The 23,815-nt window shown below is 72.6% G+C and carries 26 protein-coding genes and 1 tRNA gene; 12 read left to right on the forward strand and 15 right to left on the reverse strand.

Going from position 1 to position 23,815, the window contains the following annotated elements; translation table 11 throughout:
• Positions 1-88: 88 nt before the first annotated feature.
• The 3 genes from RIM90_RS08065 to RIM90_RS08075 form a co-directional block, all read right to left on the reverse strand.
• The gene (locus tag RIM90_RS08065; protein WP_309059891.1) at positions 89-637 is read right to left on the reverse strand and encodes a potassium channel family protein; all 549 of its coding nucleotides are present in this window, start codon (positions 635-637) and stop codon (positions 89-91) included.
• Between the two features lie 46 nt (positions 638-683).
• Positions 684-1,115: a hypothetical protein gene (locus RIM90_RS08070; protein ID WP_309059892.1), complete on the reverse strand. Its 432-nt coding sequence runs from the start codon at positions 1,113-1,115 to the stop codon at positions 684-686.
• A gap of 99 nt (positions 1,116-1,214) precedes the next feature.
• Positions 1,215-1,691 (reverse strand): MarR family transcriptional regulator, encoded by a 477-nt coding sequence (locus tag RIM90_RS08075; RefSeq protein ID WP_309059893.1) that lies wholly within the window; start codon positions 1,689-1,691, stop codon positions 1,215-1,217.
• Between the two features lie 101 nt (positions 1,692-1,792).
• Here RIM90_RS08075 and RIM90_RS08080 point away from each other — a divergent pair, with 101 nt between their 5' ends.
• The 9 genes from RIM90_RS08080 (at position 1,793) to RIM90_RS08120 (ending at position 12,513) form a co-directional block, all read left to right on the forward strand.
• A complete protein-coding gene (locus tag RIM90_RS08080; protein ID WP_309059894.1) occupies positions 1,793-2,230 on the forward strand; it encodes an HGxxPAAW family protein in 438 nt (145 codons plus the stop codon).
• Between the two features lie 49 nt (positions 2,231-2,279).
• Complete coding sequence (locus tag RIM90_RS08085; RefSeq protein ID WP_309059895.1) at positions 2,280-3,155, forward strand: DUF2797 domain-containing protein; 876 nt, start codon at positions 2,280-2,282, stop codon at positions 3,153-3,155.
• 104 nt (positions 3,156-3,259) lie between these two features.
• Entirely contained in the window at positions 3,260-4,177 is a 918-nt protein-coding gene (locus tag RIM90_RS08090; RefSeq protein ID WP_309059896.1) for an amidohydrolase family protein, read from the forward strand.
• Between the two features lie 76 nt (positions 4,178-4,253).
• Positions 4,254-4,991 (forward strand): response regulator transcription factor, encoded by a 738-nt coding sequence (locus RIM90_RS08095; RefSeq protein ID WP_309059897.1) that lies wholly within the window; start codon positions 4,254-4,256, stop codon positions 4,989-4,991.
• On the forward strand, positions 4,988-6,550 hold the full coding sequence (locus RIM90_RS08100) for a HAMP domain-containing sensor histidine kinase (RefSeq protein WP_309059898.1): 1,563 nt from the start codon (positions 4,988-4,990) through the stop codon (positions 6,548-6,550). The genes RIM90_RS08095 and RIM90_RS08100 overlap by 4 nt, the downstream gene beginning before the upstream one ends.
• A 14-nt stretch (positions 6,551-6,564) precedes the next feature.
• Positions 6,565-7,875, forward strand: coding sequence for a bifunctional glycosyltransferase family 2/GtrA family protein (locus RIM90_RS08105; RefSeq protein WP_309059899.1), 1,311 nt, complete (start codon positions 6,565-6,567; stop codon positions 7,873-7,875).
• Entirely contained in the window at positions 7,872-10,031 is a 2,160-nt protein-coding gene (locus RIM90_RS08110; RefSeq protein WP_309059900.1) for a glycosyltransferase family 39 protein, read from the forward strand. The genes RIM90_RS08105 and RIM90_RS08110 overlap by 4 nt, the downstream gene beginning before the upstream one ends.
• A 69-nt stretch (positions 10,032-10,100) precedes the next feature.
• Positions 10,101-11,639: an MFS transporter gene (locus tag RIM90_RS08115; RefSeq protein WP_309059901.1), complete on the forward strand. Its 1,539-nt coding sequence runs from the start codon at positions 10,101-10,103 to the stop codon at positions 11,637-11,639.
• Positions 11,640-11,730: 91 nt separating this feature from the next.
• Positions 11,731-12,513, forward strand: a complete 783-nt coding sequence (locus tag RIM90_RS08120) for a TetR/AcrR family transcriptional regulator (RefSeq protein WP_309059902.1) — start codon at positions 11,731-11,733, stop codon at positions 12,511-12,513.
• Positions 12,514-12,575: 62 nt separating this feature from the next.
• Here RIM90_RS08120 and RIM90_RS08125 read toward each other — a convergent pair whose 3' ends face one another.
• Complete coding sequence (locus RIM90_RS08125) at positions 12,576-13,046, reverse strand: PPOX class F420-dependent oxidoreductase (protein WP_309059903.1); 471 nt, start codon at positions 13,044-13,046, stop codon at positions 12,576-12,578.
• 9 nt (positions 13,047-13,055) lie between these two features.
• The gene (locus tag RIM90_RS08130; RefSeq protein WP_309059904.1) at positions 13,056-13,415 is read right to left on the reverse strand and encodes an STAS domain-containing protein; all 360 of its coding nucleotides are present in this window, start codon (positions 13,413-13,415) and stop codon (positions 13,056-13,058) included.
• 201 nt (positions 13,416-13,616) lie between these two features.
• On the opposite strand from RIM90_RS08130, the gene RIM90_RS08135 reads away from it, so the two are divergent.
• Together RIM90_RS08135 and RIM90_RS08140 are read left to right on the forward strand one after the other, a co-directional pair.
• Positions 13,617-14,390, forward strand: a complete 774-nt coding sequence (locus tag RIM90_RS08135) for an ANTAR domain-containing protein (protein ID WP_375165411.1) — start codon at positions 13,617-13,619, stop codon at positions 14,388-14,390.
• A 46-nt stretch (positions 14,391-14,436) separates the two neighbouring features.
• Entirely contained in the window at positions 14,437-15,138 is a 702-nt protein-coding gene (locus RIM90_RS08140; RefSeq protein ID WP_309059906.1) for a GAF and ANTAR domain-containing protein, read from the forward strand.
• On the opposite strand, the gene RIM90_RS08145 is transcribed toward RIM90_RS08140, so the two are convergent.
• The 3 genes from RIM90_RS08145 to RIM90_RS08155 all read right to left on the reverse strand — a co-directional run bounded on the left by RIM90_RS08145 (position 15,121) and on the right by RIM90_RS08155 (position 19,123).
• The gene (locus tag RIM90_RS08145) at positions 15,121-15,942 is read right to left on the reverse strand and encodes a YceI family protein (protein WP_309059907.1); all 822 of its coding nucleotides are present in this window, start codon (positions 15,940-15,942) and stop codon (positions 15,121-15,123) included. The genes RIM90_RS08140 and RIM90_RS08145 overlap by 18 nt on opposite strands.
• A 108-nt stretch (positions 15,943-16,050) precedes the next feature.
• The gene (locus RIM90_RS08150) at positions 16,051-18,597 is read right to left on the reverse strand and encodes an MFS transporter (RefSeq protein ID WP_309059908.1); all 2,547 of its coding nucleotides are present in this window, start codon (positions 18,595-18,597) and stop codon (positions 16,051-16,053) included.
• A gap of 13 nt (positions 18,598-18,610) precedes the next feature.
• Complete coding sequence (locus RIM90_RS08155) at positions 18,611-19,123, reverse strand: MarR family transcriptional regulator (protein WP_309059909.1); 513 nt, start codon at positions 19,121-19,123, stop codon at positions 18,611-18,613.
• 282 nt (positions 19,124-19,405) lie between these two features.
• Here RIM90_RS08155 and RIM90_RS08160 point away from each other — a divergent pair, with 282 nt between their 5' ends.
• Entirely contained in the window at positions 19,406-19,600 is a 195-nt protein-coding gene (locus RIM90_RS08160; protein WP_309059910.1) for a hypothetical protein, read from the forward strand.
• Positions 19,601-19,710: 110 nt separating this feature from the next.
• Here the strand turns inward: RIM90_RS08160 and RIM90_RS08165 are convergent, their stop codons facing one another.
• The 7 genes from RIM90_RS08165 to RIM90_RS08195 all read right to left on the reverse strand — a co-directional run bounded on the left by RIM90_RS08165 (position 19,711) and on the right by RIM90_RS08195 (position 23,679).
• Positions 19,711-20,613 carry an RNA polymerase sigma factor SigF gene (locus tag RIM90_RS08165; protein ID WP_309059911.1) on the reverse strand — a complete coding sequence of 301 codons (903 nt, stop codon included), beginning with the start codon at positions 20,611-20,613 and terminating at the stop codon, positions 19,711-19,713.
• Positions 20,614-20,858: 245 nt separating this feature from the next.
• Positions 20,859-21,758 carry an RNA polymerase sigma factor SigF gene (locus RIM90_RS08170; RefSeq protein ID WP_375165412.1) on the reverse strand — a complete coding sequence of 300 codons (900 nt, stop codon included), beginning with the start codon at positions 21,756-21,758 and terminating at the stop codon, positions 20,859-20,861.
• A 187-nt stretch (positions 21,759-21,945) separates the two neighbouring features.
• Entirely contained in the window at positions 21,946-22,239 is a 294-nt protein-coding gene (locus tag RIM90_RS08175) for a Dabb family protein (protein ID WP_309059913.1), read from the reverse strand.
• Positions 22,239-22,415 (reverse strand): hypothetical protein, encoded by a 177-nt coding sequence (locus RIM90_RS08180; RefSeq protein ID WP_309059914.1) that lies wholly within the window; start codon positions 22,413-22,415, stop codon positions 22,239-22,241. The genes RIM90_RS08175 and RIM90_RS08180 overlap by 1 nt, the downstream gene beginning before the upstream one ends.
• A 103-nt stretch (positions 22,416-22,518) precedes the next feature.
• Positions 22,519-22,603 (reverse strand) — tRNA-Ser (locus RIM90_RS08185).
• A gap of 45 nt (positions 22,604-22,648) precedes the next feature.
• Positions 22,649-23,080, reverse strand: a complete 432-nt coding sequence (gene tadA / locus RIM90_RS08190; protein ID WP_309059923.1) for a tRNA adenosine(34) deaminase TadA — start codon at positions 23,078-23,080, stop codon at positions 22,649-22,651.
• 56 nt (positions 23,081-23,136) lie between these two features.
• Positions 23,137-23,679: a hypothetical protein gene (locus RIM90_RS08195; RefSeq protein WP_309059924.1), complete on the reverse strand. Its 543-nt coding sequence runs from the start codon at positions 23,677-23,679 to the stop codon at positions 23,137-23,139.
• Positions 23,680-23,815: the final 136 nt, after the last annotated feature.

The following is a 23,815-nucleotide window of genomic DNA, read 5'->3' on the forward strand; positions in this document are numbered from 1 at the left end:
CTGCGGCGGGCGGTCGGGCGGTGGGAGTTCGTCGCGGACGGGGTCGTGGCGTTCGAGCGGTATCTGGCGGCCGGGCGGAGCGGGTAGGTCAGGGGGCGCCGTGCCGGCGGGTGCTCTCGCGGCGGCGGAGGGCGCTGCGCAGGTGGCTGGTCAGGGCGGTGGCCGCCGCCGTGAGGAAGACGAAGGTGTAGAGGACCTGGAGGACGGTGACCAGGCGGGCGGCCTGGCCGTGGGGAGTGATGTCCCCGTAGCCGATGGTGGCGAGGGTGACCGCCGTGAAGTAGAGGGCGTCCAGGCGGGTGGTGAGGCCGACGAGCTCGCCGGGGTGCTGGGCCAGGGCCTGGTAGGCGGTCGCGAAGACCAGGATGGACAGGCACATCAGCAGGGAGATGGCCAGTCCCGGCCGGACGCCCGGGCGGTTGAGCAGGACGTGGACGACCTGCCTCAGCAGCAGGAGGGCGATCAGCGCGAGGGCGAGGACGAAGAGGATCCAGCTCAGGACCGGCCGGCGGGGGCCGAGGTGGTCCAGGGGCAGCAGGAAGTAGGCGGTGACCATGACCGCCACGCCGCCGGACTGGGCGAGCCAGAGCCGGGCGACGCTCCACGCGGAGGAGGGCGCCGCGCGGTCGCCCGTCATGGGCCGGCCGGAGGGAAGGGGCGGCCGGGGCCGGTGAGCGGCGGTCCTAGGCGGCCGAGGAGCGCGGTGCGCACAGGGCCCAGATGATGAAGCCGTCGATGACGATGAGGACGATCGACCACACCGGGAAGTAGGGCAGCCACACGAAGTTGGCGATCATGCTCAGCCCGGCCAGCGCGACTCCCACCGCCCGTGCCCAGGTGGCTCCCCGGAACAGGGTGATGCCGGCCGCCGTCACCAGGGCGCCGAGGATCAGGTGCAGCCAGCCCCAGCCGGTCAGGCTGAACTCGTACGTGAAGTCGGGCGCGGCGATGAAGACGTCGTCCTGGGCGATGGCGGCGATGCCCTGGAAGACCGCCATGATGCCGCCGAAGGTCATCAGGGCCGCCGCGGCCGCGGTCCAGCTCGCGGCCCAGGGGCTCTCCGCCTCCCGCCCGGCTCGGTGGTGGCGCGTACCGGTGACATTGCTGCTGGCCATGTGGTCGCCCTTTCGGCCGTCCCCGAGCGGTGCGATTCCTCTCCAGGCTTGCACCCCGTACGGCCCTCGGCATCTCGGTGCCGGACGCCGAGGACCGCGTCAGTCGGTGCGGCAGTACTCCTCCAGGTAGTTCGCCGCCACCTCGTTCGCGCGCCGGAACCAGTCGTGCAGGACGGCGACCTCCTCGGGGGCGTAGTCGGCGAAGAGCGCGGTGATGCGGGCGTAGTAGGGGTCGTAGATCTCGCGGGTGCGGGCCAGGGCGTCGGGCCGGGCGGCCACGCGGACGCGGCGGCGGTCCGCCGGGTCGGGGCGGCGGGTGATGTAGCCCGCGCGCTCCAGGCGGTTGAGGATGCCGGTCATCGCGCCGGTCGTGACATGGACGCGGTCCGCCAGCTCGCCGGCCGTGAGCAGGTTCTCGCCGGCCTCGATGACGAAGGCGAAGCAGGTCAGGTCGGTGACGTTCAGGCCGACCCGCTGGGCGATCTCGTGCTGGCCCACCAGATGGGTCGCGATGAGCTGGTCCATCGCCCACAGCGCCTGCTCCTGTGTGGCGGGCGGGCGCGGCTTGGCTCGCATGGCCGGGTTCCCCATTTCCCTTAGTTCGTGAGAGGTTTCTCTAGTAAATTGCTTACGAAGTGAGAGATGTTGCCCCGCCGACTGCACGAAGGAGCAGACAGGTGAGCGCAGATCCATATGACCACGGGCACACGGTCGCCGGGTGGACCGGTGTCGGAATCACCAGTGCCGGCGCGGCCGTTCTCGGGCTGGGGGTGTGCACGGTGTCCTGGACGCTGCTGGCCGGCGGGCTGGGGATCGCCGTGGCCGGCCTTCTCGTCACCTGGGCGCTGCACCTCGCCGGGTGGGGCAAGCCGTCGGGGCCGCGGCCGAGGGAGCAGTGGGACTGGCGGGTGCGGGACCTGAGCGCACGGCAGGGGCATCCCGGGTGCCTGGGGTGCCGGCTGGCGGGGCGTGGGCGGCGCCGGGCCGCGGCGGGGGAGGAGCACGGGCGCGCGTCCGTTCCCGCGAGCAGGGGCGCCGCCGGGGACACGGGCCCCGCGGTCGGGAGCGGTACCGGGGACACGGGACCCGTGGGCGTCGGGGGGTCCGTGCGCTGAGTCCTCGCGCGGCGCGCGTTGTCAGTGATGGCCCCTACTCTCGTCGGAGATGGCACAGGCATGGAGGTGCTCGGGGCTGCGGTGGTCCGCGGACGGTCCCGTGCTGGTGTGGGACGGCGGGCGGCGCAGTGCGCTGACCCGGGGGAAGCGGGTGGCCTTCGGGGTCGGGGAAGGGGACGTGCGGACCTGCGTGGGTGCCCGGGGGCATCCGTGTCCGCTCGGGGCGGTGGTGCCGGCGCGGAGTACGGGGGCGCGCTGCGAGGAGTGCGCGCGGCTGGACCGGGCGCACTCCGTGGCCGCCGACACCCTCGACGATCCGCGGCCGTACCGCGTCTACCTGGCGTGGTTCGGGCCCGGGATGGCCAAGGTCGGGATCACCGCGGTGGCGCGTGGCTCGGCACGGCTGCTGGAGCAGGGGGCGGTCTGCTTCAGCTGGCTGGGCACCGGGCCGCTGATGGCGGCGCGGCGCACCGAGGAGCTGCTGCGTGCCGCGCTCGGGGTGCCCGACCGGATCCCCTACACCGACAAGCGGGCGGTGCGGGCGGCACTTCCCGAGGGGGAGGCGGAACGGGCCGCGGAGATCGCCGGGTTGCACGCGCGGGCGGTGGCGCTGAGCGGCTGGCCGGAGTCGCTCGGCCGTGAGCCGTTCCGGCCCGTCGATCACGTCGGGGTGTTCGGGCTGGCGGGGCTGCCGGCCGCCGTGGGGGAGGTGAGCGAGCTGGTCGCGGGGGGTGTGGTGAGCGGGGAGCTGGTGGCCGCCGCCGGGCCGGACCTGCATCTGGCGACGAGCGGCGGGGTGGTGGTGCTGGACACGCGGCTGCTGGCCGGGTGGGGGCTGGTTCCGGTCGGAGGGCGGGAGCGGGAGCCCGACGTGCCGGTCAGGAGGTCCAAGGGGAGGGCGGGACTGCAGGACGGGCTGTTCTGACCCGGCGCCGACCCGGTTCCGAACCGCTTCCGAGCCGGTCCGGTCCCGGATCGCCGCCTCCACGGGGGTGGACCGGGCGCTTGGTCAGGAGTGATCGTGGCGGCATGGGTGCTCACTCCGACACGCGTACCGAAGTCTCCGACGTGCGGCGCTTCTGGGAAGGACTCGGGCTGCCCGGGCTCGTCGACGTGCACACGCACTTCATGCCGGAGCGGGTGCTGCGCAAGGTGTGGGCGTACTTCGACGCGCTCGGACCGCTGACCGGCGGGATCGAGTGGCCGATCACCTACCGGAAGGAGGAGGGCGAACGGGCGGACCTGCTCAGGGAGTTCGGGGTGCGGGCCTTCACCGCCATGCTCTACCCGCACAAGCCGGGCATGGCGCGCCCGCTCAACGACTGGGCGGCCGGCTTCGCCGGTCGCACGCCGGACTGCCTGCACACCGCGACGCTGTTCCCCGAGCCGGGGGTCGCGGAGTACGTCCGGGACGCCGTCGAGGCGGGGGCGCGGGTGTTCAAGGCGCATGTGCAGGTGGGCGCGTACGACCCGGCCGACGCGTCGCTGGACGAGGTCTGGGGGCTGCTCGCCGAGGCGGGTGTCCCGGTGGTGATCCACTGCGGGTCCGGTCCCGCGCCCGGCAGGCACACCGGCCCCGGGCCGGTCGCGCGGGTGCTCGAGCGGCACCCCCGGCTCCGGCTGATCGTGGCGCACCTCGGGATGCCCGAGTACGAGGACTTCCTGGACCTCGCCGAGCGGTACGGGGAGGTGCGGCTGGACACCACCATGGCGTTCACCGACTTCAGCGAACGCATGATGCCGTTCCCCCGGCGGGCCCTGCCCCGGCTGGCCGCCCTCGGCGACCGTGTCCTGCTCGGCTCCGACTTCCCCAACATCCCGTACCCGTACGTCCACCAGCTCGATGCCCTGGAGCGGCTGGGCCTGGGGGAGGCGTGGCTGAGGGCGGTCTGCCACGACAACGCGGCCCGGCTCTTCGGCCTGCCCGGCGAAGGCCTGCCCGTCTGAGGGCCTCTCACGTTTCTCAGCGAAAACACAGAGTGCCGAAAGAGTGCTCTCAGAGGACGCCGACATCGTGTGGGGCATGACCACGATCTCGCCCCGGGGGCGCACCGAACTGCTGAGGCCGGACGGGAGCCCCGTCCGCGTGCTCGTGGTGGACGACGAGCAGTCGATCACCGAACTGCTGTCCATGGCCCTGCGGTACGAGGGCTGGCAGATCCGCAGCGCGGGGGACGGCCAGGGCGCCCTCCGGGCCGCGCGGGAGTTCCGGCCCGATGCCGTCGTCCTGGACATGATGCTGCCGGACATGGACGGGCTGTCCGTCCTCGGGCGGCTGCGCCGCGAACTGCCGGACGCGTCCGTGCTGTTCCTGACCGCCAGGGACGCCGTCGAGGACCGTATCGCGGGGCTGACCGCCGGCGGCGACGACTACGTCACCAAGCCGTTCAGCCTGGAGGAGGTCGTCGCCCGGCTGCGCGGTCTGATCCGGCGCTCCGGGGCGGCCGACCGCAGGACCGAGTCGACGCTGGTCGTCGGCGACCTCACCCTCGACGAGGACAGCCACGAGGTCACCCGGGGCGGGGAGAACATCCACCTCACCGCCACCGAGTTCGAGCTGCTGCGCTTCCTCATGCGCAACCCGCGGCGCGTGCTCAGCAAGGCGCAGATCCTCGACCGGGTCTGGTCGTACGACTTCGGCGGGCAGGCGAACGTCGTCGAGCTGTACATCTCGTATCTGCGCAAGAAGATCGACGCCGGGCGGGATCCGATGATCCACACCCGGCGCGGTGCCGGGTACCTGCTCAAGCCCGCGGTGTGACGGCGGGCAGGAGACGGCCGCAGACCCTGCGGACGCGCCTCGTCGTCGCGTCCGTGGTGCTGATCGCCGTGGTGTGCGCGGTGATCGGCACGGTGACGACGCTCGCCCTGCGGTCCCATCTGTACGACCAGCTCGACGGCCGGGTGGGGGAGGTGGCCAAGCGCGCGGCGGGCGGCCCCGAGGAGGGCGGGCCGCGCCCGCGGCCCCTGGGCGACGAGGGCCCCCTCGACTTCGTCACCAAGGGCCCGCAGGGCATCGGCACCATCGGCGTCACCGTCGAGGACGGCCGGGTGACCGACGGGATCGTCGGCAAGCCCAGGACGGAGAACGGGGTCAGGACGCCCGAGGCCACCGCCCTCACCACCGCCCAGCTCGCGGCCTTCGCGACCGTCCCGCGGGACCCCGAGCCGCACACCGTGGACGTCCCGGGCCTGGGCGAGTACCGGGTGCGGTACGAGAGCGGCCGGAACGGCGCGTTCTACGTCGCCCTTCCGACCGACGACACCGACGACACCATCAGCACCCTCATCCTGGTCGAGATCAGCGTCACCGGCGCCGGACTGGTCGCGGCCGGGATCGCCGGGTACGTCCTCGTGGGCGTCGCCACCCGCCCCCTGCGCAAGGTCGCCGCCACCGCCACCCGGGTGTCCGAACTGCCCCTGCACAGCGGTGAGGTGAACCTGGAGGAGCGCGTCCCGGAGTCCGAGTGCGATCCGCACACCGAGGTCGGCCGGGTCGGCGCCGCGCTGAACCGCATGCTCGACCACGTCCACGGCGCGCTGCACGCCCGCCAGGAGAGCGAGACGCGGGTGCGGCAGTTCGTCGCGGACGCCGGCCACGAGCTGCGCACGCCGCTGGCCTCCATCCGCGGCTACGCCGAACTCACCCGGCGCGGACGGGAGGAGGCCGGCCCCGACACCCGGCACGCGCTGCGGCGGATCGAGTCCGAGGCGGACCGGATGACCCTGCTGGTCGAAGACCTGCTGCTGCTCGCCCGACTGGACGCCGGGCGGCCCCTCCGGTTCGAGGAGACGGACCTCGTACCGCTGGTCGTGGACACCGTCAGCGACGCCCGCGCGGCCGGCCGGGACCACGTCTGGCGGCTGGAGCTGCCCGACGGCCCCGCGCCGGTGCTCGCCGACGCCGCCCGGCTCCAGCAGGTGCTGGTCAACCTGCTCGGCAACGCCCGCAGTCACACCCCGCCGGGGACCACCGTCACCGCCCGGGTGCGCCGCAGCGGTCCCCGGGTGTGCGTGGACGTGGCGGACGACGGGCCGGGCATTGCGCCGGAGCTGCTCCCGCACGTCTTCGAACGGTTCGCGCGCGGCGACTCGGCGCGCACCCGTGCCACCGGTTCGACCGGCCTGGGGCTGGCCATCGTGCAGGCCGTGGCGACCGCGCACGACGGTGCCGTGACCGTCGACAGCGTGCCCGGCAGGACCGTGTTCACGCTCCGTCTGCCCGCCGTGGACACCCCGCCGGCACCCCCGGCACCCCCGCCGCCGCGGCCCTCACAGGCACGGCACAGCCTCACCACACGGGCGCGACAGGGTGCTTGAGGAGGGTCGGTTCCATGCGAACCGATTCCTCTCCCGGCACCCTGCCGGCACGGGAGCACCTCCCGGCCGCCGGAGCCGGCACACCGGTCCTGGACGTAGTGATCCCCGTCTACAACGAGGAGAAGGACCTCCAGCCGTGCGTCCGCGGACTGCACGAGCACCTCACCCGCACCTTCCCCTACGCGTTCCGCATCACGATCGCCGACAACGCGTCCACGGACGGCACCCCGCGCGTGGCCGGGCTGCTGGCGGAGCGGATCGCGGAGGTCAGGTCCGTCCGGCTGGAGCAGAAGGGGCGCGGCCGGGCGCTGCGGAGCGTCTGGTCGGCCTCGGACGCCCCCGTCCTCGCCTACATGGACGTGGACCTGTCCACCGACCTGAACGCGCTGCTGCCGCTGGTGGCCCCGCTGATCTCCGGCCACTCCGACCTCGCCATCGGCTCCCGGCTGAGCCGGAGTTCCCGGGTCGTGCGCGGCGCCAAACGGGAGTTCATCAGCCGTTCCTACAACCTGATCCTGCGCGGCTCGCTCCAGGCGCGGTTCTCCGACGCGCAGTGCGGGTTCAAGGCGATCCGCCGTGACGTGGCCCAGGCGCTGCTGCCGCTGGTGGAGGACACCGGCTGGTTCTTCGACACCGAACTGCTGGTGCTCGCCGAGCGGGCCGGACTGCGGATCCACGAGGTGCCGGTCGACTGGGTCGACGACCCCGACTCGACCGTGCACATCGTGCGGACGGCGACCGACGACCTCAAGGGCGTGTGGCGGGTGGGCAGGGCGCTCGCCACCGGTTCGCTGCCGCTGGACCGGCTCGCGCGTCCCTTCGGCGACGATCCGCGCGACCGGGACATCGAGGACGTGCCGCAGGGGCTGGCCCGCCAGTTGGTCGGCTTCTGCGTCGTCGGAGCGCTGTCCACCCTCTTCTACCTGCTGCTCTACAGCGGTTTCAGGTCCTTCGCCGGTTCCCAGCCGGCCAACGGACTCGCCCTGCTGGTCTCGGCGGTCGCCAACACCGCCGCCAACCGGCGGCTCACCTTCCGGGTGCGGGGGCGCAGGGGCGCGGTACGGCACCAGGCGCAGGGGCTGGTCGTCCTCGGCATCGGCCTCGTCCTGACCGGCGGTTCGCTCGCCGCGCTGAACACGGCGACGACCGAACCCGCCCGCTCCACCGAGCTGGCGGTCCTGGTCACCGCCAACCTCGCGGCGACGGTGCTGCGGTTCCTGCTCTTCCGGGCGTGGGTGTTCCCCGAGACCGACGGGCTCCCCGCTCACGCTCCCGCCCCCGACCGCTCCCGGTCTTCCGACAACGACCCGAGGGACTCCCGATGACCACGCAGCACGACCGGACGAGCCCTCCGGCGGATCCCGCCGCCGGGAACCCGCCCCGCCCGGCGCCCCGGCACCGGGCCGACGCGCCCGTGCCGGACGCACCCGGGCGGTCCCCCGCCCGCGGACCGTGGCGCGGCCGGCCCGGGGACCCCCGCTGGGCGCGCCCGGCCCTCCTCGGCCTGCTGCTGGTGACCGGTCTGCTCTACCTGTACAACCTGAGCGCCTCCGGATACGCCAACTCCTTCTACTCGGCGGCCGTCCAGGCCGGCAGCCAGTCCTGGAAGGCGTTCTTCTTCGGCTCGCTGGACGCGGCGAACGCCATCACCGTGGACAAGCCCCCGGCCGCGCTGTGGCCGATGGGACTCTCCGTCAGGATCTTCGGCCTGAACTCCTGGGCGATCCTCGTGCCCGAGGTGCTCATGGGCGTCGGCACGGTCGCCGTCGTGCACGCGGCGGTGCGCCGCCGCTCCGGTCCGGGGGCGGGCCTGATCGCGGGCGCGGTGCTCGCGCTCACCCCGGTCGCGGCACTGATGTTCCGGTTCAACAACCCGGACGCGCTGCTGGCGCTGCTGATGTCCCTCGCCTGCCACCTCGTCGTCCGGGCCCTGGAGGACGGCCGTACGAAGTGGCTGGTGTGGGCCGGGGCCGCGATCGGGTTCGCCTTCCTCACCAAGACGCTCCAGGCGTTCCTGATCCTCCCGGCGCTCGCGCTCGCCTACGGTGTCTGCGCCCCGGTGAAGGTGCGGAAGCGGCTGGCGCAGCTGGCGCTGGCGGCCGTCGCGCTGGTCGTCTCCGGTGGCTGGTGGGTGGCGGTCGTCGAGCTGTGGCCCGCGTCCTCGCGTCCGTACATCGGCGGTTCGCAGAACAACAGCTTCCTGGAGCTGACCTTCGGCTACAACGGCCTCGGCCGGCTCAACGGCGAGGAGACCGGCAGTGTCGGAGGCGGCGGTGGCGGCACCGGTCGGTGGGGCGAGACCGGCTGGGACCGGATGTTCGACTCCGAGGTCGGCGGCCAGATCTCCTGGCTGCTGCCCGCCGCGCTGATCCTGCTCGTCGCGGGCCTCGTCCTCACCCGCGGGACCGGGCGGACCGACCCGGCCCGGAGTTCCTTCCTGGTCTGGGGCGGCTCGCTGCTGACGACCATGGCGGTCTTCAGCTTCATGGCGGGCATCTTCCACCAGTACTACACGGTGGCCCTCGCCCCCTACCTGGCGGCCGTGGTCGGCATGGGCGCGGCGGCCCTGTGGGAGAGGCGGCAGGCGACCTGGGCCGCGCTCACCCTCGCCGCCGCCGTCACGGCCACCGCGGCCTGGGGCTGGGTACTGCTGAACCGCACGCCCGGCCATCTGCCGTGGCTGAAGTGGGCGGTCCTGGTCGGCGGGCTGGTCGCGGCGCTCGGGACGGTCTTCGCGGGCCGGGTGGGACGGCCGCTGGCGTCGGCGGCGGCCGGACTGGGGCTGGTGGCCTCACTGGCCGGTCCGGCCGCGTACACGTTCAGCACGCTGCAGGAGGGCCACACCGGTTCCATCGTCACGGCCGGTCCCGCCGGGGCGGGCATGGGCGGCACGGGCCGTCCGGCCGGCGGTCCCGGCGAGGGCCGGAACCAGCAGGGCCTGCCGGGGCGGACCCCGCCGGGGGCGGGCGCCGACGGCACCGGCGGCTTCCCCGGCGGCGGCCCGACGGGCCGGAACGGTCAGGACGGCCGGGCCCCGCAGGACGGCACCGGCAACAGTGCCGAGACCGTCCCGCCGGGCGGTCGCGCCGACGGCGGTGACGGTGGCGGCGGCATGGGCGGGCTGCTCGGCGGCGCGAGCGTCGGCTCCGAGGCGAAGGAGCTGCTGGAAGCGGACGCCGAGGACTACACCTGGGCGGCCGCCGCGATCGGCGCCCAGAACGCCGCGAGCTACCAACTCGCCACCGGTGAGCCCGTGATGGCGATCGGCGGCTTCAACGGGACCGACCCGTCCCCGACCCTGGCCCGGTTCCGGCGGTACGTGGCGGAAGGAAGGATCCACTACTTCGTCGCCGGCGGCGGAACGGGCGGGGGCGACTCCGGCGGCTCCGCGCAGATCGCCGCGTGGGTGGCGGAGAACTTCGAGGAGGTCACGGCCGGCTCGACCACCTTCTACGACCTCACGCGGAGGACGAGCGACTGACGATCACGCGCCCGGGCGGAGGGACCAGCGAGTTGTACGCTGTATGGGAGCTGTTCTACGGTGTACAGCATGACGACGTCCCCCCAGGAGCACACCTCCGACCGGGCCCCGGACCAGGAGCGGCAGGCCCGGCCGCCCGAGCAGCTCCAGGGGCACTCCCGGCGCTGGCTGATCCTCGGTGTCATCTGCCTCGCCCAGCTCACCGTGCTGCTGGACAACACCGTCCTGAACGTGGCGATCCCCTCGCTCACCCGGGAGATGGACGCGTCGACCGCCGACATCCAGTGGATGATCAACGCGTACTCCCTGGTGCAGTCGGGTCTGCTGCTCACCGCGGGCAACGCCGCCGACCGCCACGGCCGCAAGCGGATGCTGATCGTGGGCCTGGCCCTGTTCGGCGTGGGGTCGCTGGTGGCCGGACTGGCCCAGTCGTCCGGCCAGTTGATCGCGGCGCGGGCGGGCATGGGCGTCGGCGGCGCGCTGCTGCTGACCACGACCCTCGCCGTCGTGATGCAGATCTTCACGCCCGAGGAACAGCCCAAGGCGATCGGCATCTGGAGCGCCGTCAACTCGCTCGGCTTCGCGGCCGGTCCGCTGGTCGGCGGCTTCATGCTGGACCACTTCTGGTGGGGGGCGATCTTCCTGGTCAACCTGCCGGTCGTGGCCCTCGGCCTGGCCGCCGTCGTGGCCTACGTCCCCGAGTCCAGGAACCGGCAGGGCGAGCGTCCCGACCTGCTCGGCGCCGTGCTGTCCACCATCGGCATGGCGACACTGGTCTACGCGATCATCTCCGGCCCCGAACACGGCTGGACCTCGGGCCGGGTGCTGGCCACGGCGGCCGCGGCCGTGGTGGTCCTCGGCGCCTTCGCGTACTGGGAGAGCCGGATCCCCCACCCGATGCTCGACCCGCACTTCTTCCGCAACCGCCGGTTCACGGGGGCGGTCGGCGGTCTGGTGCTGATCACCTTCGGCATGGGCGGAGCGCTCTTCCTGCTCACCCAGTACCTGCAGTTCGTCCTCGGCTACGGCCCCCTGGAGGCGGGCCTGCGCACCGCACCGATGGCCCTGACCGTCGTCGCCCTCAACTTCACGGGTGTGGGCACGAGGTGGGCGGCGAAAATGGGCACCCCGGTCTCCATCGCCCTCGGCATGACGATGATGGCGGGCGGGCTGGTGGCGATCGCCACCCTCACCGAGCACGGTTACGCCGGCACGCTGCTCGGCCTGGTCCTGATCGGGGCGGGCACGGCGATCGGCAGCCCGGTGATGGCGCACGCGGTCATGAGTTCCATACCCCGCGAGAAGGCGGGCGTCGGGGCCGGGATCAACGGCACCCTCGCCGAGTTCGGCAACGGGCTCGGGGTCGCCGTGCTGGGCGCGGTGCTGGGCGCGCGGTTCGCGGCGCTGGTCCCGGTGGCGGCGAGCTCGCTCCCGGCGGCGCTGGCCGCGGCGGAGTCGGAGAGCGAGCGGGCGCGGATCACCGACGCGTTCTCCTCCGGGCTGGAGACGAGTCAACTGGTGGGCGCGCTGGCCGTGCTGCTCGGCGGGCTGATCGCGGCGGCGTTGCTGCGCCGGGCGGACCGGGCAGACTCCGGGGAGAAGGCCTGAGAGCCGGGGCCGTCCGAGGAGGGACGGGCCGTTCGCGCCCCGGTGGGGGTGCCCGGCATGACCGGCGTCGGCGAGTCGAGGAAGGTGCGCCATGGTGAGGGCAGCCCAGCGGTCCGAGAGGGCGGCGCGGTCCAGCGTCTGGCTGGAGGGCCTGGAGGGCAGGGCCCGCCGGAGCGGGCGCGGCGGCGGGCAGCCGTCGGGACTGGACCGGGACCGGATCACCGAGGCCACCGTCCGGCTGCTGGACGCCGAGGGCCTGGCCAAGTTCTCCATGCGGCGGCTCGCGGCCGAGCTGAACGTGACGGCGATGTCCGTCTACTGGTACGTCGACACCAAGGACGACCTCCTCGAACTCGCCCTGGACGCGGCCTTCGGCGGGCTCACGCTGCCCGACCCGGCCGCCGACGAGGACTGGCGGGACCAACTGCGCACGCTCGCGCGGGAGTACCGCGCCCTTCTGGTGCGTCACCCCTGGCTGTCGCCGCTGGCCGGGAGGTTCCTCAACATCGGGCCCAACGCGCTGTCGTTCTCCCGGGTGGTCCAGCAGGTCATCCGCAAGACGGGCCTGCCCGCGCACGGGGTGACCGGGGCCATCTCCGCCGTCTTCCAGTTCGTGTACGGCTACGGCACGATCGAGGGCCACTTCCTCGCCCGCGTCGCCACGACGGGCATGACCCCCGACGAGTACCACCGGCACGCCATGAGCGAGGTGACGCAGTCACCGGACGCCTCCGAGGTCATCCAGGAGTCGACGAGGATCATGGCGGCCCGCGGCGGCGACACGGTCGAGGAGATGCTGGAACGGGACTTCGCCTTCGCCCTGGACCTGCTGGTCGCGGGCATCGAGACGATGGTGGCCCGCAGCCGGGACTGAGGAGACGAGGGCCGGGGAGACGCAGACCGGGAGGCCGAGGACCGAGAGGCCGAAGAGGCGGCCTACTCCTCCTCGACCAGCCGTGCCGGGAACCCGCCGGTCGCCACCGGGCCCCATCGCTCGGGAGTGATCCGGATGATCGACTTGCCCTGCTTGACCATGGCCGCCCGGTACTCGTCCCAGTCGGGGTGCTCCCCGGCGATGTTCCGGTAGTACTCCACCAGCGGCTCCACCGAGTCGGGCGCGTCCACGACCTCGGCGGTGCCGTCGATCTGCACCCAGGGACCGTTCCACTCGTCGCTCAGGACGATCAGGCTCACCCGGGCGTCCCTCTTCGCGTTGCGGGTCTTGGCACGCTCCGGGTACGTGGAGACCACGATCCGGCCCGAGTCGTCGACCCCGCAGGTCAGCGGCGAGCCCTGGGGGGCGCCGTCGGACCGCCGGGTCAGCAGGATCGCACGGTGCCGGGGCCGTACGAAGTCCAGCAGCTCGTCCAGGGAGACGCGGGTGTTCGTCGCGATGTTCGGTGCCATGGCGTCAGCCTAGGCCGCCATCGCCTCCGGGAGGTTGTCGTACACGGGGACGTCGCGGCGCAGGCCGGTCAGCTCCAGGACACGGCTCGCCATGCCGTCCGCCAGGGCCGCCACGTGCACGCGGGTGCCGGGGTACAGCAGTCGGCGCACCTCGTTGATGAGACGGACGCCCTGGGAGTCCATGAACCGGGTGGAGGTCAGGTCGAGCACCAGCGTTCCCGGCGGACCGCCGGGACGGTTGCGGGTCTGGGACACGATCAGCGGCAGCAGACCGGCGGCGGTGGAGAAGTCGATCTCCGCGGGGAACGGGAACAGCACGCGTTCGGACAGGTCACGTGGATCGGGAAGGGGGTTCGGAAGGAAGGTCACGGCACTCACCTGGCAGATGTTCGTCCGGATTCCGGTAAGGCCGCTTCCTGACCCGTCCGCCCATTGCACCATGCCGGAGGGCCCCGGCGAAAGCGGCCTCCGGGGGAGTGATCACCGCGGGCCCGGACGTCGCAGGTCCGGGCGTCACCTCACGGCAACCGAACCGCTAGAGTTCTGTATGTCCTGTGCTCGCAGTCAGGAATGTGCTGCGGAGCTCTCCTGCGCACGGCCGTATGGCCGTGCACGCCGAAGAGGTTCGTGGTGGCTGCGCCTGAGTTTCCTGATTTGCCCTGTTTTCCGACGGGTGTCGACCTGGCGGAAGCGCTGACGTCCGCGGCACGGCAACTTCACGAGACGCCCACCCCGCACTCCACCCTGGACACCGCGGTCCGCCTCGCGGTGGACCTCGTGCCCGGTGCCGAGCACGCCGGCATCTCCCTCATCGAACGGGACAACCGGCGCCGCACGCTCGCCTGGACCGACGAGATCGTGCGCGCCGCCGAGGACGGCGACCCCGCCGGGGAGAACCGGCCGTACTGGGAGCGCCTGTGGACCGCCCCGGTGGCCGAGGTCGCGGACAGCGAGGGCGACGAGGGCGAGGACGCGCTGGCCGGACTGGGCCTGCGGTCCGTGCTGTCGCTGCGGCTGCGCGCCGACCGCCGCCGGCTGACCGTGCTCACCGCCTACGCCCGCAAGCCGCGCGCCTTCGACGAGGCCGCGCTCAGGATCGGCCGGCTGTTCACCGTGCACGTCGGCATCGCCCTGGAGTCCGCCACCGTGCGCGAGCAGCTCACCGAGGCCATGCGCACCCGGGACCTGATCGGCCAGGCCACCGGCATCCTCATGGAGCGCCTGGACATCGACGCGGCCGGGGCCTTCGACAGCCTGGTGCGGGCCTCGCAGCGGGAGAACGTGAAGCTCCGCGACCTCGCCCGCCGCATCGTCGACGCGCACAACTCCCCCGACGCCCGGTGACCCGCCCGTGGGCGTGGGCGGCCGTCCACGGGATATCCGTACGGTCATGACTTCCGAGACGCCCGACACGCTCGACCAGGCGATGGTGCGCAGCCGTGGTCTCGACACGCTGCTGCGCGATCTGACCGACCGCGCGGTGCGGGAGGTGCCCGGAGCCGTCGCGTGCAGCATCACGGTGCGCCGTGCCGGCCGGTTGCTGACCCTCGCGGGCAGTGCGGGCCTGCCGAGCGGTCTCGACCAGCGGCAGTACGAGAACGGCTCGGGTCCCTGCGTGCAGGCCGCCGAGACCGGCACCGAGCAGTACGCCCCCGACCTGGCCACCGAGACGCGCTGGCCCGCGTACACGCGGTACGCGCTGGCCACCGGGGTGCGCACGGTGCTGGCGGTCCCGCTGGACGTGGCGGGTGAGCCGGACGCCGCGCTCAACCTCTACGGCGAGCGGACCGGCGGCCTCGCCGCCGGACGGGACGCGGCCCGCGCCTTCGCGGCCCGCGTGGCGGACGCCGTCACCACCGCCCTGCACATCGAACGCCGTCGGCAGTCCGCCGCCGACGTCCGCACCGCCCTGCTCTCGCGCAGCATCATCGACCAGGCGATCGGCATCCTCATGGCCCACGAGCAGATAGACGCCGGCCAGGCACTGGAACGACTGCGCCGCCTCTCGCAGGACCGGAACATCAAACTCCGCGACCTGTGCGCCCAGGTGGTGGCGCGCACCGAGGACAGGTCCTCACGCGGCCGGAAGTGACGTCCCCCGCACCGCCTGGACGTCCAGTTCCACCCTGAGCGTCGTGCCGATGGCCGCGACGCCCGCCTGGAGGACCTGGTTGTAGTTCATCGCGAAGTCCTCGCGCCGCAGTTCGGCCGTGGCGCGGAACGCCGCCCGCGTGCCGCCCCACGGGTCCGGCCCGGTGCCGAGGTACGCCAGGTCCAGGTCGACCGGCCGGACGACACCGCGCATCGTCAGTTCGCCGTGGACCGTCCAGCGGTCGGAGCCGGCGGCGGTCAGGCCGGTGGACCGGTAGGTGATCTCGGGGTACCGCTCGACGTCCAGGAAGTCGGCCGACCGCAGATGGGTGTCGCGCGCGCCGTTGCCGGTGTCGATGGAGGCCGCCCGGATCACCGCCTCCACCCGGGACCCGGTGACCTCGTCCGGCGCGATCTCCAGCGCGGCGGAGAAGTCGGTGAACCGGCCGCGCACGCTGGAGATGCCCAGGTGCCGGGCGACGGCGGACACGCTCGAATGCGCGGGGTCCACGGTCCACGGACCGGGCGGCGGCAGCTCGGTGCCGCCCTGCCGGGCCAGGGTGACCGTCCCGATCCCGGCCCGCCCGCTCGCGGTGACGATCGCGCTGGCGGCGGCGGGCGCGTAGCCGACGGCGGTGACGACGACGGTGTACGCCCCCGGCGCCAGCCCGGTGGCGTCCCGGACGACGCCCTCGGCGTCCGCCTCGGCCCGCAGCACCTGCGTGCCGGTCGCGTCGGTCACCGTGACGACCGCGTGCGACACGGCCCATCCGTCCCGGGTACGGATCCTCGCGGTCAGTGGCATCCCGTTTTCTCCCTGCAAAGGATTGCGAATCGGTCGTCGTGGGACCGGCCCGTGACGGGGCGCGTCTCCGCTACGGAACGCGCCCGCCCGCCACGGGCCGGGGTCCGGTCACTCGCCCGGGTGGGCGAGTTCGATGTCGTGGCCGTCGACTCCGCCTCCGGCGACCGTCACCGTGGTGGCCACCGGCGGGTAGCCCGTGGCGATGACGGTGTACTCGCCGCCGTCCAGGTCGGCGAAGGCGTACGCCCCGTCCGCACCGGTCGTCGCCGTGCCGACCACGTTGCCCGCCGCGTCGACCAGGGTCACCCGGGCGTCGGCCAGCGGCCCGTGGGGGGCGCGGACCACGCCCTGCACCCGGGCGCCGGTCTCCAGCTCGACCTCCAGCCGGGTCGTCCCGGTGCCGCCCACCTCGACGGGCAGCGCGCGCGGCCGGTGACCGGCGGCGTTCACCGCGACGGTCACCGTGCCCGGCACCAGCTCGGCGAAGGAGAACTCGCCCTGCTCACCGGTGCTCCCGGTGGCCAGCAGGTCCCCGCGCACGTCGGTGACGATCACCATCGCGCCCGGCACCGGGAGCCCGCTGTCGGCGGCCCGGACCAGACCGGTCAGGCCGCTGGTCCCGCCGAGCAGGATGTCGTAGCTGACGGGCTCGCCGTTCACCACGATCGTGGACGCCTGCGGCTGGTGGCCGTCGGCGGAGGCGATCAGGACGTACGACCCGCTCCCGGGCGCGTCCACCGCGTAGGAGCCGTCGGCCTGCGCCACCGACCGGCCCAGCTGACGTCCGGCCAGCGAGATCAGCGTGACGGCTGCCTGCGGCACGGGCGCGCTCTCGGTGCCCCGCACGACACCGCGCACCGGGATGCCGCCGCCGGCGGACTCCTCCGGGCGGGCGAGGGTGGCGACGGCGGACAGCGGCCGGGTGAACGTGTCCCGGTCCGCGGCCTCGGTGGCCGCGACGGCGGCGGACCGGCCCGGGTCCTTCTCGGCGGCCGGGGCGGTGGCCTCCTCGGCGGCCGGGGCGGTGGCCGAAGTCGCGGCGGGGGCCGCGGCCGGCGCCTCGGCCGCCTGGGCCAGTGCGCCCGCGGTGCGCAGCGGGACCTCCTTGATGAACAGGGTCACCAGGAAGCCGAGGAAGGCGATCGGCGCGACGTACAGGAAGATGTCGGCGATGCCGTGCCCGTAGGCGCTCTCCAGCCAGGTGCGGATGGGCGCGGGCAGCAGGTCCATGTCGGGGATCGCGCCGCCGCCGGCGGCCCGGGCGGCCGCCGCCCGGTCCTCCGGTCCGAGCGTGCCGATGGTGTCCGTGGCGTAGTGGCTGATCCGGGAGGACATCACGGAGCCGAGCACCGAGACGCCCACCGCACCGCCGAGGGACCGGAAGAAGGTCACGACCGAGGACGCCGCGCCCAGGTCGCCCGGGGCCACCTGGTTCTGCGTGCAGAGCACCAGGTTCTGCATCATCATGCCGATGCCCAGACCCATCAGCGCCATGAAGAGGGCGATGCGCCAGTACGGGGTGTCGTAGCGCATGGTGCCCATCAGGCCCAGGCCCGCCGTCAGCAGCACACCGCCGACCAGCAGCCAGCTCTTCCACTTGCCGGTCTTGGTGATGATCAGGCCGGACACCGTGGACGACACGAACAGGCCGCCGATCATCGGGATCGTCATGACGCCCGACATGGTCGGGGACTGGCCCCGGGCCAGCTGGAAGTACTGGCTGAAGTAGACGGTGCCCGCGAACATCGCGATGCCGACGAACAGCGAGGCGAGCGACGCCAGGGTGATGGTGCGGTTGCGGAACAGCCGCAGCGGGATGATCGGCTCGGCGGCCCTGGACTCGACCAGGACGAAGATCAGCGCGAGGACGACCGCACCGCCGACCATCGCGTACGTCTGCCAGGACAGCCAGTCGTACTTGTCGTCGGCGAAGGTCACCCAGACGAGCAGCAGGCAGACGGCCGCGGTGACGAAGAAGGCGCCGGCCCAGTCGACCTTGACCTTGCGCTTGACCACCGGCAGGTCCAGCGTCTTCTGCAGCACGATCAGGGCGATCAACGCGAACGGCACGCCGACGTACAGGCACCAGCGCCAGCCGAGCCAGCTGGTGTCGGTGATGACACCGCCGAGCAGCGGTCCGCCGACGGTCGCGACGGCGAACGTCGCGCCCAGGTAGCCGGAGTAGCGCCCGCGCTCGCGCGGGGAGATCATCGCGGCCATGATGATCTGCGCCAGGGCGGACAGACCGCCGGCGCCCAGCCCCTGGATGACCCGGGCGGCGATCAGCGTGCCGGGGTTGTGCGCCGTACCGGCCACCACGGACCCGATGACGAAGACCACCAGGGCTATCTGGACCAGCGCCTTCTTGCTGACGAGGTCGGCGAGCTTGCCCCACAGGGGAGTGGACGCCGTCATCGCCAGCAGCGAGGCGGTGACGACCCAGGTGTAGGCGCTCTGGCCGCCGCCGAGGTCGGAGACGATCTCGGGCAGGGCGTTGGTGACGATGGTGGAGGACAGGATCGCGGCGAACATGCCGAGCAGCAGGCCCGACAGTGCCTCCATGATCTGCCGGTGCGTCATCGGAGCATGGCCTTCGGAGGAGCCTCCCCCGTGCTTGGCATGAGCCCGCACACCGGCTGGTGTGGTCGTTGCCATGGACTTCCTTCTCTTACGTGCTTGCGGGTGTACGGGTGGTCCGTTCGGGAGCGGGAGGCGCCGGGCGGGGCGGCGGGGGAGCCGGGCGGATCGCGGGCCGGCCCTCGCCGAAGCTGTCCCTGAGGCGGGCCATGAGCTGGGTGAGCCGGCCGATCTCCTCGTCCGGCCAGTCGCCCAGACGCTCGGCGAGCAGCTGCGTGGTCCGCCGGAACAGCTCGTCGAGCTGGGCCTGGCCGGCGGGGGTGAGGCGCAGGATGCGGGAGCGCTTGTCGGCGGGGTCGGGGGAGCGTTCGATCCAGCCGCGCTCGGCCACGTGGGCGACGTGGCGGCTGGTGACCGACAGGTCCACGGAGAGCAGCTCGGCCAGCTTGCTCATGCGCATGTCGCCGTGGCGGCCGAGCAGCGACAGCACGGCGGCGGAACCGCTGTGGCAGTCGGCCGGCATGATCCGGCGCATCTCCCGCTTCACCGCGCCGAAGGCGCTGAACTGCCGGACCAGTTCCTCGTACTGCGCCTGCTCGGCCATGGCACCTCCCATTGTTGCTTAGGGCAACCATAGAAGTTGATGGTTGCTACAGGCAATGAAAAAGAGGTGGTGCGGGACAAAAACTTGGCAAAGGCAAGTAATCGCAGGAGTAAACATGCAGGTGGGGCGCACGGCGCGCCCGGCGGCGGTTCCCGCCTCCCGGGTCCTGCCCGCGCCCCGGGCGCCCGGGCCGCGGGGCAGGACCCGGTCCGTCCGGCCGTCAACCCCGTGTCCCCGCCCCCACTTGGGCCCTCCGGCGGGGATTCGCTAGGGTCTCGGGGCATGGCTAACACCCAGGGCCCGCAGGGCAACCACGACCCCGCCGGCAGCACCCAGATGTTCCGCGCGTTCGTCGACGAGGCCCCCCAGGGGCGGCAGGCCGCCGCTTCGGGCGGTGGGCCGCGGATCGGCCTGATCGTCGGCGTCGTCGTCGCCGTGGCGGTCGTCGCGGCGGTGGCCTGGCTCGCGCTGAAGTAACGCGCGCCGAAGCGACCGGACGAGAACACGGCGGCCGACGACAACACGGCGGCCGCCGTTGCGCCCACGGAAGGAGGCGCCCCGGCGGCCCGGTGTCGTGCCTCGGTGCCTCAGTCCGAGATGAGACCCTCCCGCAGCTGGGCCAGGGTCCGGGTCAGCAGCCGCGAGACGTGCATCTGGGAGATGCCGACCTCCTCGCCGATCTGCGACTGGGTCATGTTGGCGAAGAAGCGCAGCATGATGATCCGCCGCTCGCGGGGCGGCAGCTTGGCCAGCAGGGGCTTGAGCGACTCCCGGTACTCCACGCCCTCCAGCGCCGTGTCCTCGTAGCCGAGCCGGTCGGCGAGGGAGCCCTCGCCGCCGTCGTCCTCGGGCGCCGGGGAGTCCAGCGAGGAGGCGGTGTAGGCGTTGCCGACCGCGAGGCCGTCGACCACGTCCTCCTCCGACACGCCCAGCGTGGCGGCGAGTTCGGTGACCGTCGGGGAGCGGTCCAGCTTCTGGGAGAGCTCGTCGCTGGCCTTCGTCAGCGCCAGGCGCAGCTCCTGCAGCCGGCGCGGCACCCGCACCGACCACGACGTGTCGCGGAAGAACCGCTTGATCTCGCCGACCACCGTCGGCATCGCGAACGTCGGGAACTCCACGCCCCGTTCGCAGTCGAAGCGGTCGATCGCCTTGATCAGCCCGATCGTGCCGACCTGGACGATGTCCTCCATCGGCTCGTTGCGCGAGCGGAAGCGGGCCGCCGCGTACCGCACCAGCGGGAGGTTGAGTTCGATCAGGGTGTCCCGGACGTAGGCGCGCTCCGGGCTGTCCTCGTCGAGCACGGCGAGCCGCAGGAACAGGGAACGGGACAGGGTGCGGGTGTCGAGGGCCGCCGTGTCCGGGAGGTCCGGAACGGGCGTGGCCGGGAGGGCCGGGCCCTCGTCGATGGGGCCGAGTGCGTCGAGAGCATGGGGAGCTGTCTCGCTCTCCGCGAGCGTGAGCACCTTCGAGCTGCCCTGTTCTGCGGACATGCCACCCCCTTTGGGTCGCGGGACGGTCGCGGCGGGCGCTCCCGTCCGGGGAACGCAGCCTTCACCTGAATACCGGCGCCGGGGCTCCGGCAAACGCACTTCCCGCAGAATGTCACATGTCGGCAACGCGCTGTAGTGACATGTCGACATCCGGAATGCGAATCGGCCCTGGAAACAGGGGGTCTGACGGTCTTTCGGGCCAGAAACGCACAGAACAGCACTGGTGAGCGATTCGCTCGTACCGGTTACGCGTCGATCCTGTTTGCGGATCGCAACCGCTGGAAGCTACGTGCCAGTAGCCGGGACACGTGCATCTGCGAGACGCCGAGTTCCGCACTGATCTGCGACTGCGTGAGGTTGCTGTAGTACCGCAGCAGCAGGATGCGCTGCTCCCGCTCGGGCAGTTGGACGAGCAGGTGCCGGACGAGGTCGCGGTGCTCGACCCCGTCCAGGGCGGGGTCCTCGTAGCCGAGCCGGTCCAGCAGTCCCGGCATGCCGTCGCCCTCCTGCGCGGCCTCCAGTGAGGTCGCGTGGTACGAGCGGCCGGCCTCGATGCAGGACAGCACCTCCTCCTCGGTGATGCGCAGCCGCTCGGCGATCTCCGCGGTCGTCGGGGAGCGCCCGAAGGCGGTCGTCAGGTCCTCGGTCGCCCCGTTGACCTGCACCCACAGTTCGTGCAGCCGGCGCGGTACGTGGACGGTGCGGACGTTGTCGCGGAAGTACCGCTTGATCTCGCCGACCACCGTCGGCATCGCGAACGTCGGGAACTGCACGCCCCGGTCCGGGTCGAAGCGGTCGATGGCGTTGATGAGCCCGATGGTGCCGACCTGGACGACGTCCTCCATCGGCTCGTTGCGGGAGCGGAAGCGGGCGGCGGCGTAGCGCACCAGGGGGAGGTTGGCCTCGATGAGCGCCGCGCGCACGCGGGTGTGCTCCGGGGTGCCCGGCTCCAGCTCCTTGAGCTGGCCGAAGAGCACCTGGGTCAGGGCCCGGGTGTCGGCGCCGCGGCGCTTGGCCGGGTGCGCGTGCCGGGCGGTGGCCGGAGTCTGCGCCGGGTCCGGTGACCGGGCCGGAGGCGAAGCCGAAGCCGGCGCCTGGGCGGACGCCTGGTCCTGGGGCGGCGCAGTACTGGCCGACACGGTCAACGCCACCTCTTCATCGGTCAACTCGCTCGTCAACTCGTCCGTCGCCTCGTCCATCAAAAGCGGTCATAGCATCACAAGACAGGCTCACTGTGTGCAAGCACCGCATATTCCGTGTTGAGGGCAAACGCGGCCATAGACATAGGAAAGCCCCCCGCTGCCGTGGCGGAGGGCTCCAGGAGGCGGAGGGTCAGAATTCGTAGTCGGCGATCACCCACGTGGCGAACTCGCGCCACAGTCCGACGCCCGCCTGGTGCTCCGGGTGCTCCACGTACCGGCGCAGGGCCTCGGCGTCCTCGAACGCCGAGTTGATGGCGAAGTCGTAGGCGATGGGGCGGTCGCTGATGTTCCAGGCGCACTCCCAGAAGCGGATCTCCGGGATCCTGCCGCCGAGCGAACGGAAGGCCTCCACGCCCCGCACGACCCTCGGGTCGTCCCGCTCGACGCCCTCGTTCAGCTTGAAGAGCACCAGGTGGCGGATCATCACTTTCCTCCGTTGGCGAGCCAGGTCATGAAGTCGCCGATGGCCTTCGCGGCGTCCGATATGCCCTCGAACCCTATCTGGACGTAGTCGGCCGCCTTGGCCGGGTCCGTGATGATCACGTACAGCACGAAGACCACAAGGACGTAGACGGCGATCCTCTTCGCGTTCACCGCCATCGCGGCCCTCCCCTGTCACTGATGTGCGCCGGTGTCACACGTGCATCGAGCGGGCCCCATGATCGCACGAAGGGCCCCGTCCGACGACGGGGCCCTTCACGAGCGGTAGCGGAGGGATTTGAACCCTCGGTGACTTGCGCCACACTCGCTTTCGAGGCGAGCTCCTTCGGCCGCTCGGACACGCTACCGAGGGAGACCCTACAGCAAGGTGGGGCGTGGTTCGAAATCGGTATTCACCGTGCGCGGAAGAACTCCGTGAGCAGCCGGGCGCACTCCTCGGCGAGCACGCCCTCGATCACCTCGGGCCGGTGGTTGAGCCGCCGGTCGCGCAGGACGTCCCAGAGGGAGCCGGCCGCCCCCGCCTTCTCGTCGCGCGCGCCGTAGACGACCCGGTCCACCCGCGCCTGCTGGATCGCGCCCGCGCACATCGTGCACGGCTCCAGCGTCACCACCAGGGTGCAGCCCGCCAGCCGCCACTCCCCGAGCCGCGCGGCGGCCCGCCGGACGGCGAGCACCTCGGCGTGCGCCGTGGGATCGCCGCCGGCCTCGCGTTCGTTGTGGCCACGGGCCAGCACGGTGCTGCCGTCCGGGGCCAGGACGACGGCCCCGACGGGAACGTCCCCGCCCCGGACGGCCCGTTCGGCCTCGTCCAGGGCGAGTCGCATCGCGGGCCGCCAGGGGTCGCGCACCGGATCCGGCGGCCCCGGTGCGGTCCGCACGGTCAGCGGACGGTCTCCAGGACCTCGGAGGCGCCCAGGGCCTCGGCGATCTCGCTGAGGGCGTCCTCGGTCATCGAACGCAACTCCTTCTCGCTCACGCCCAGGTCCTCCAGGACCTGCGCGTCACCGACCGGTCCGTGCGGCACGGCGTCGGCGGACCCGGCGGCCGCGCCGTCGTCGGCGTCCGTGTCGGGGCCGTCGGGTTCACCGTCCTCCGTGCCGTCGAGGTCCAGGGCGTCCAGGTCGGCGCCGTCGTTCCCGGGCTCACGGCCCAGCAGCTCGTCGGTGAGGAGGATCTCGCCGTAGCTGCTGCGGGAGGCGGCGGCGGCGTCGGAGACGTAGATCCGAGGGTCCTCCTCGCCGTCCACGCGGACGACGCCGAACCAGCCGTCCTCCTGCTCGATCAGTACGAGCACCGTGTCCTCGTCGGGAGAGGCTTCCCGGGCCAGGTCGGCCAGATCCGACAGGGTTTCCACATCGTCGAGCTCCGTGTCGCTCGCTTCCCACCCGTCTTCGGTGCGCGCGAGCAGTGCGGCGAAGTACACCGTGACTCTCCCACTGGTCATAGGCGTGCCGGTTGGGGGTCCCCCCGGCGGAGGCTGCGGGTGGGGAGTGCTCTGGTGAGCCCCACCCATTCGGAATCGTGGCAGAAACAAGGCCATCAGGGGACGTCTTCGGCTC

It is taken from the genome of Streptomyces sp. (assembly GCF_031181555.1).
GTDB lineage: Bacteria > Actinomycetota > Actinomycetes > Streptomycetales > Streptomycetaceae > Streptomyces > Streptomyces fimbriatus.

Bases quoted from the DNA above. Each gene is read 5' to 3' on its own strand.
- RIM90_RS08110 (WP_309059900.1), top strand. From the start codon at position 7,872: ATGACCACGCAGCACGACCGGACGAGCCCTCCGGCGGATCCCGCCGCC.
- RIM90_RS08140 (WP_309059906.1), top strand. From the start codon at position 14,437: ATGACTTCCGAGACGCCCGACACGCTCGACCAGGCGATGGTGCGCAGC.
- RIM90_RS08155 (WP_309059909.1), bottom strand. From the start codon at position 19,123: ATGGCCGAGCAGGCGCAGTACGAGGAACTGGTCCGGCAGTTCAGCGCC.
- RIM90_RS08180 (WP_309059914.1), bottom strand. From the start codon at position 22,415: ATGGCGGTGAACGCGAAGAGGATCGCCGTCTACGTCCTTGTGGTCTTC.
- RIM90_RS08165 (WP_309059911.1), bottom strand. From the start codon at position 20,613: ATGTCCGCAGAACAGGGCAGCTCGAAGGTGCTCACGCTCGCGGAGAGC.
- RIM90_RS08085 (WP_309059895.1), top strand. From the start codon at position 2,280: ATGGCACAGGCATGGAGGTGCTCGGGGCTGCGGTGGTCCGCGGACGGT.
- RIM90_RS08145 (WP_309059907.1), bottom strand. From the start codon at position 15,942: ATGCCACTGACCGCGAGGATCCGTACCCGGGACGGATGGGCCGTGTCG.
- RIM90_RS08125 (WP_309059903.1), bottom strand. From the start codon at position 13,046: ATGGCACCGAACATCGCGACGAACACCCGCGTCTCCCTGGACGAGCTG.
- RIM90_RS08065 (WP_309059891.1), bottom strand. From the start codon at position 637: ATGACGGGCGACCGCGCGGCGCCCTCCTCCGCGTGGAGCGTCGCCCGG.
- RIM90_RS08120 (WP_309059902.1), top strand. From the start codon at position 11,731: ATGGTGAGGGCAGCCCAGCGGTCCGAGAGGGCGGCGCGGTCCAGCGTC.
- RIM90_RS08160 (WP_309059910.1), top strand. From the start codon at position 19,406: ATGGCTAACACCCAGGGCCCGCAGGGCAACCACGACCCCGCCGGCAGC.
- RIM90_RS08070 (WP_309059892.1), bottom strand. From the start codon at position 1,115: ATGGCCAGCAGCAATGTCACCGGTACGCGCCACCACCGAGCCGGGCGG.
- RIM90_RS08150 (WP_309059908.1), bottom strand. From the start codon at position 18,597: ATGGCAACGACCACACCAGCCGGTGTGCGGGCTCATGCCAAGCACGGG.
- RIM90_RS08115 (WP_309059901.1), top strand. From the start codon at position 10,101: ATGACGACGTCCCCCCAGGAGCACACCTCCGACCGGGCCCCGGACCAG.
- RIM90_RS08090 (WP_309059896.1), top strand. From the start codon at position 3,260: ATGGGTGCTCACTCCGACACGCGTACCGAAGTCTCCGACGTGCGGCGC.
- RIM90_RS08135 (WP_375165411.1), top strand. From the start codon at position 13,617: ATGTGCTGCGGAGCTCTCCTGCGCACGGCCGTATGGCCGTGCACGCCG.
- RIM90_RS08105 (WP_309059899.1), top strand. From the start codon at position 6,565: ATGCGAACCGATTCCTCTCCCGGCACCCTGCCGGCACGGGAGCACCTC.
- RIM90_RS08075 (WP_309059893.1), bottom strand. From the start codon at position 1,691: ATGCGAGCCAAGCCGCGCCCGCCCGCCACACAGGAGCAGGCGCTGTGG.
- tadA (WP_309059923.1), bottom strand. From the start codon at position 23,080: ATGCGACTCGCCCTGGACGAGGCCGAACGGGCCGTCCGGGGCGGGGAC.
- RIM90_RS08095 (WP_309059897.1), top strand. From the start codon at position 4,254: ATGACCACGATCTCGCCCCGGGGGCGCACCGAACTGCTGAGGCCGGAC.
- RIM90_RS08175 (WP_309059913.1), bottom strand. From the start codon at position 22,239: ATGATCCGCCACCTGGTGCTCTTCAAGCTGAACGAGGGCGTCGAGCGG.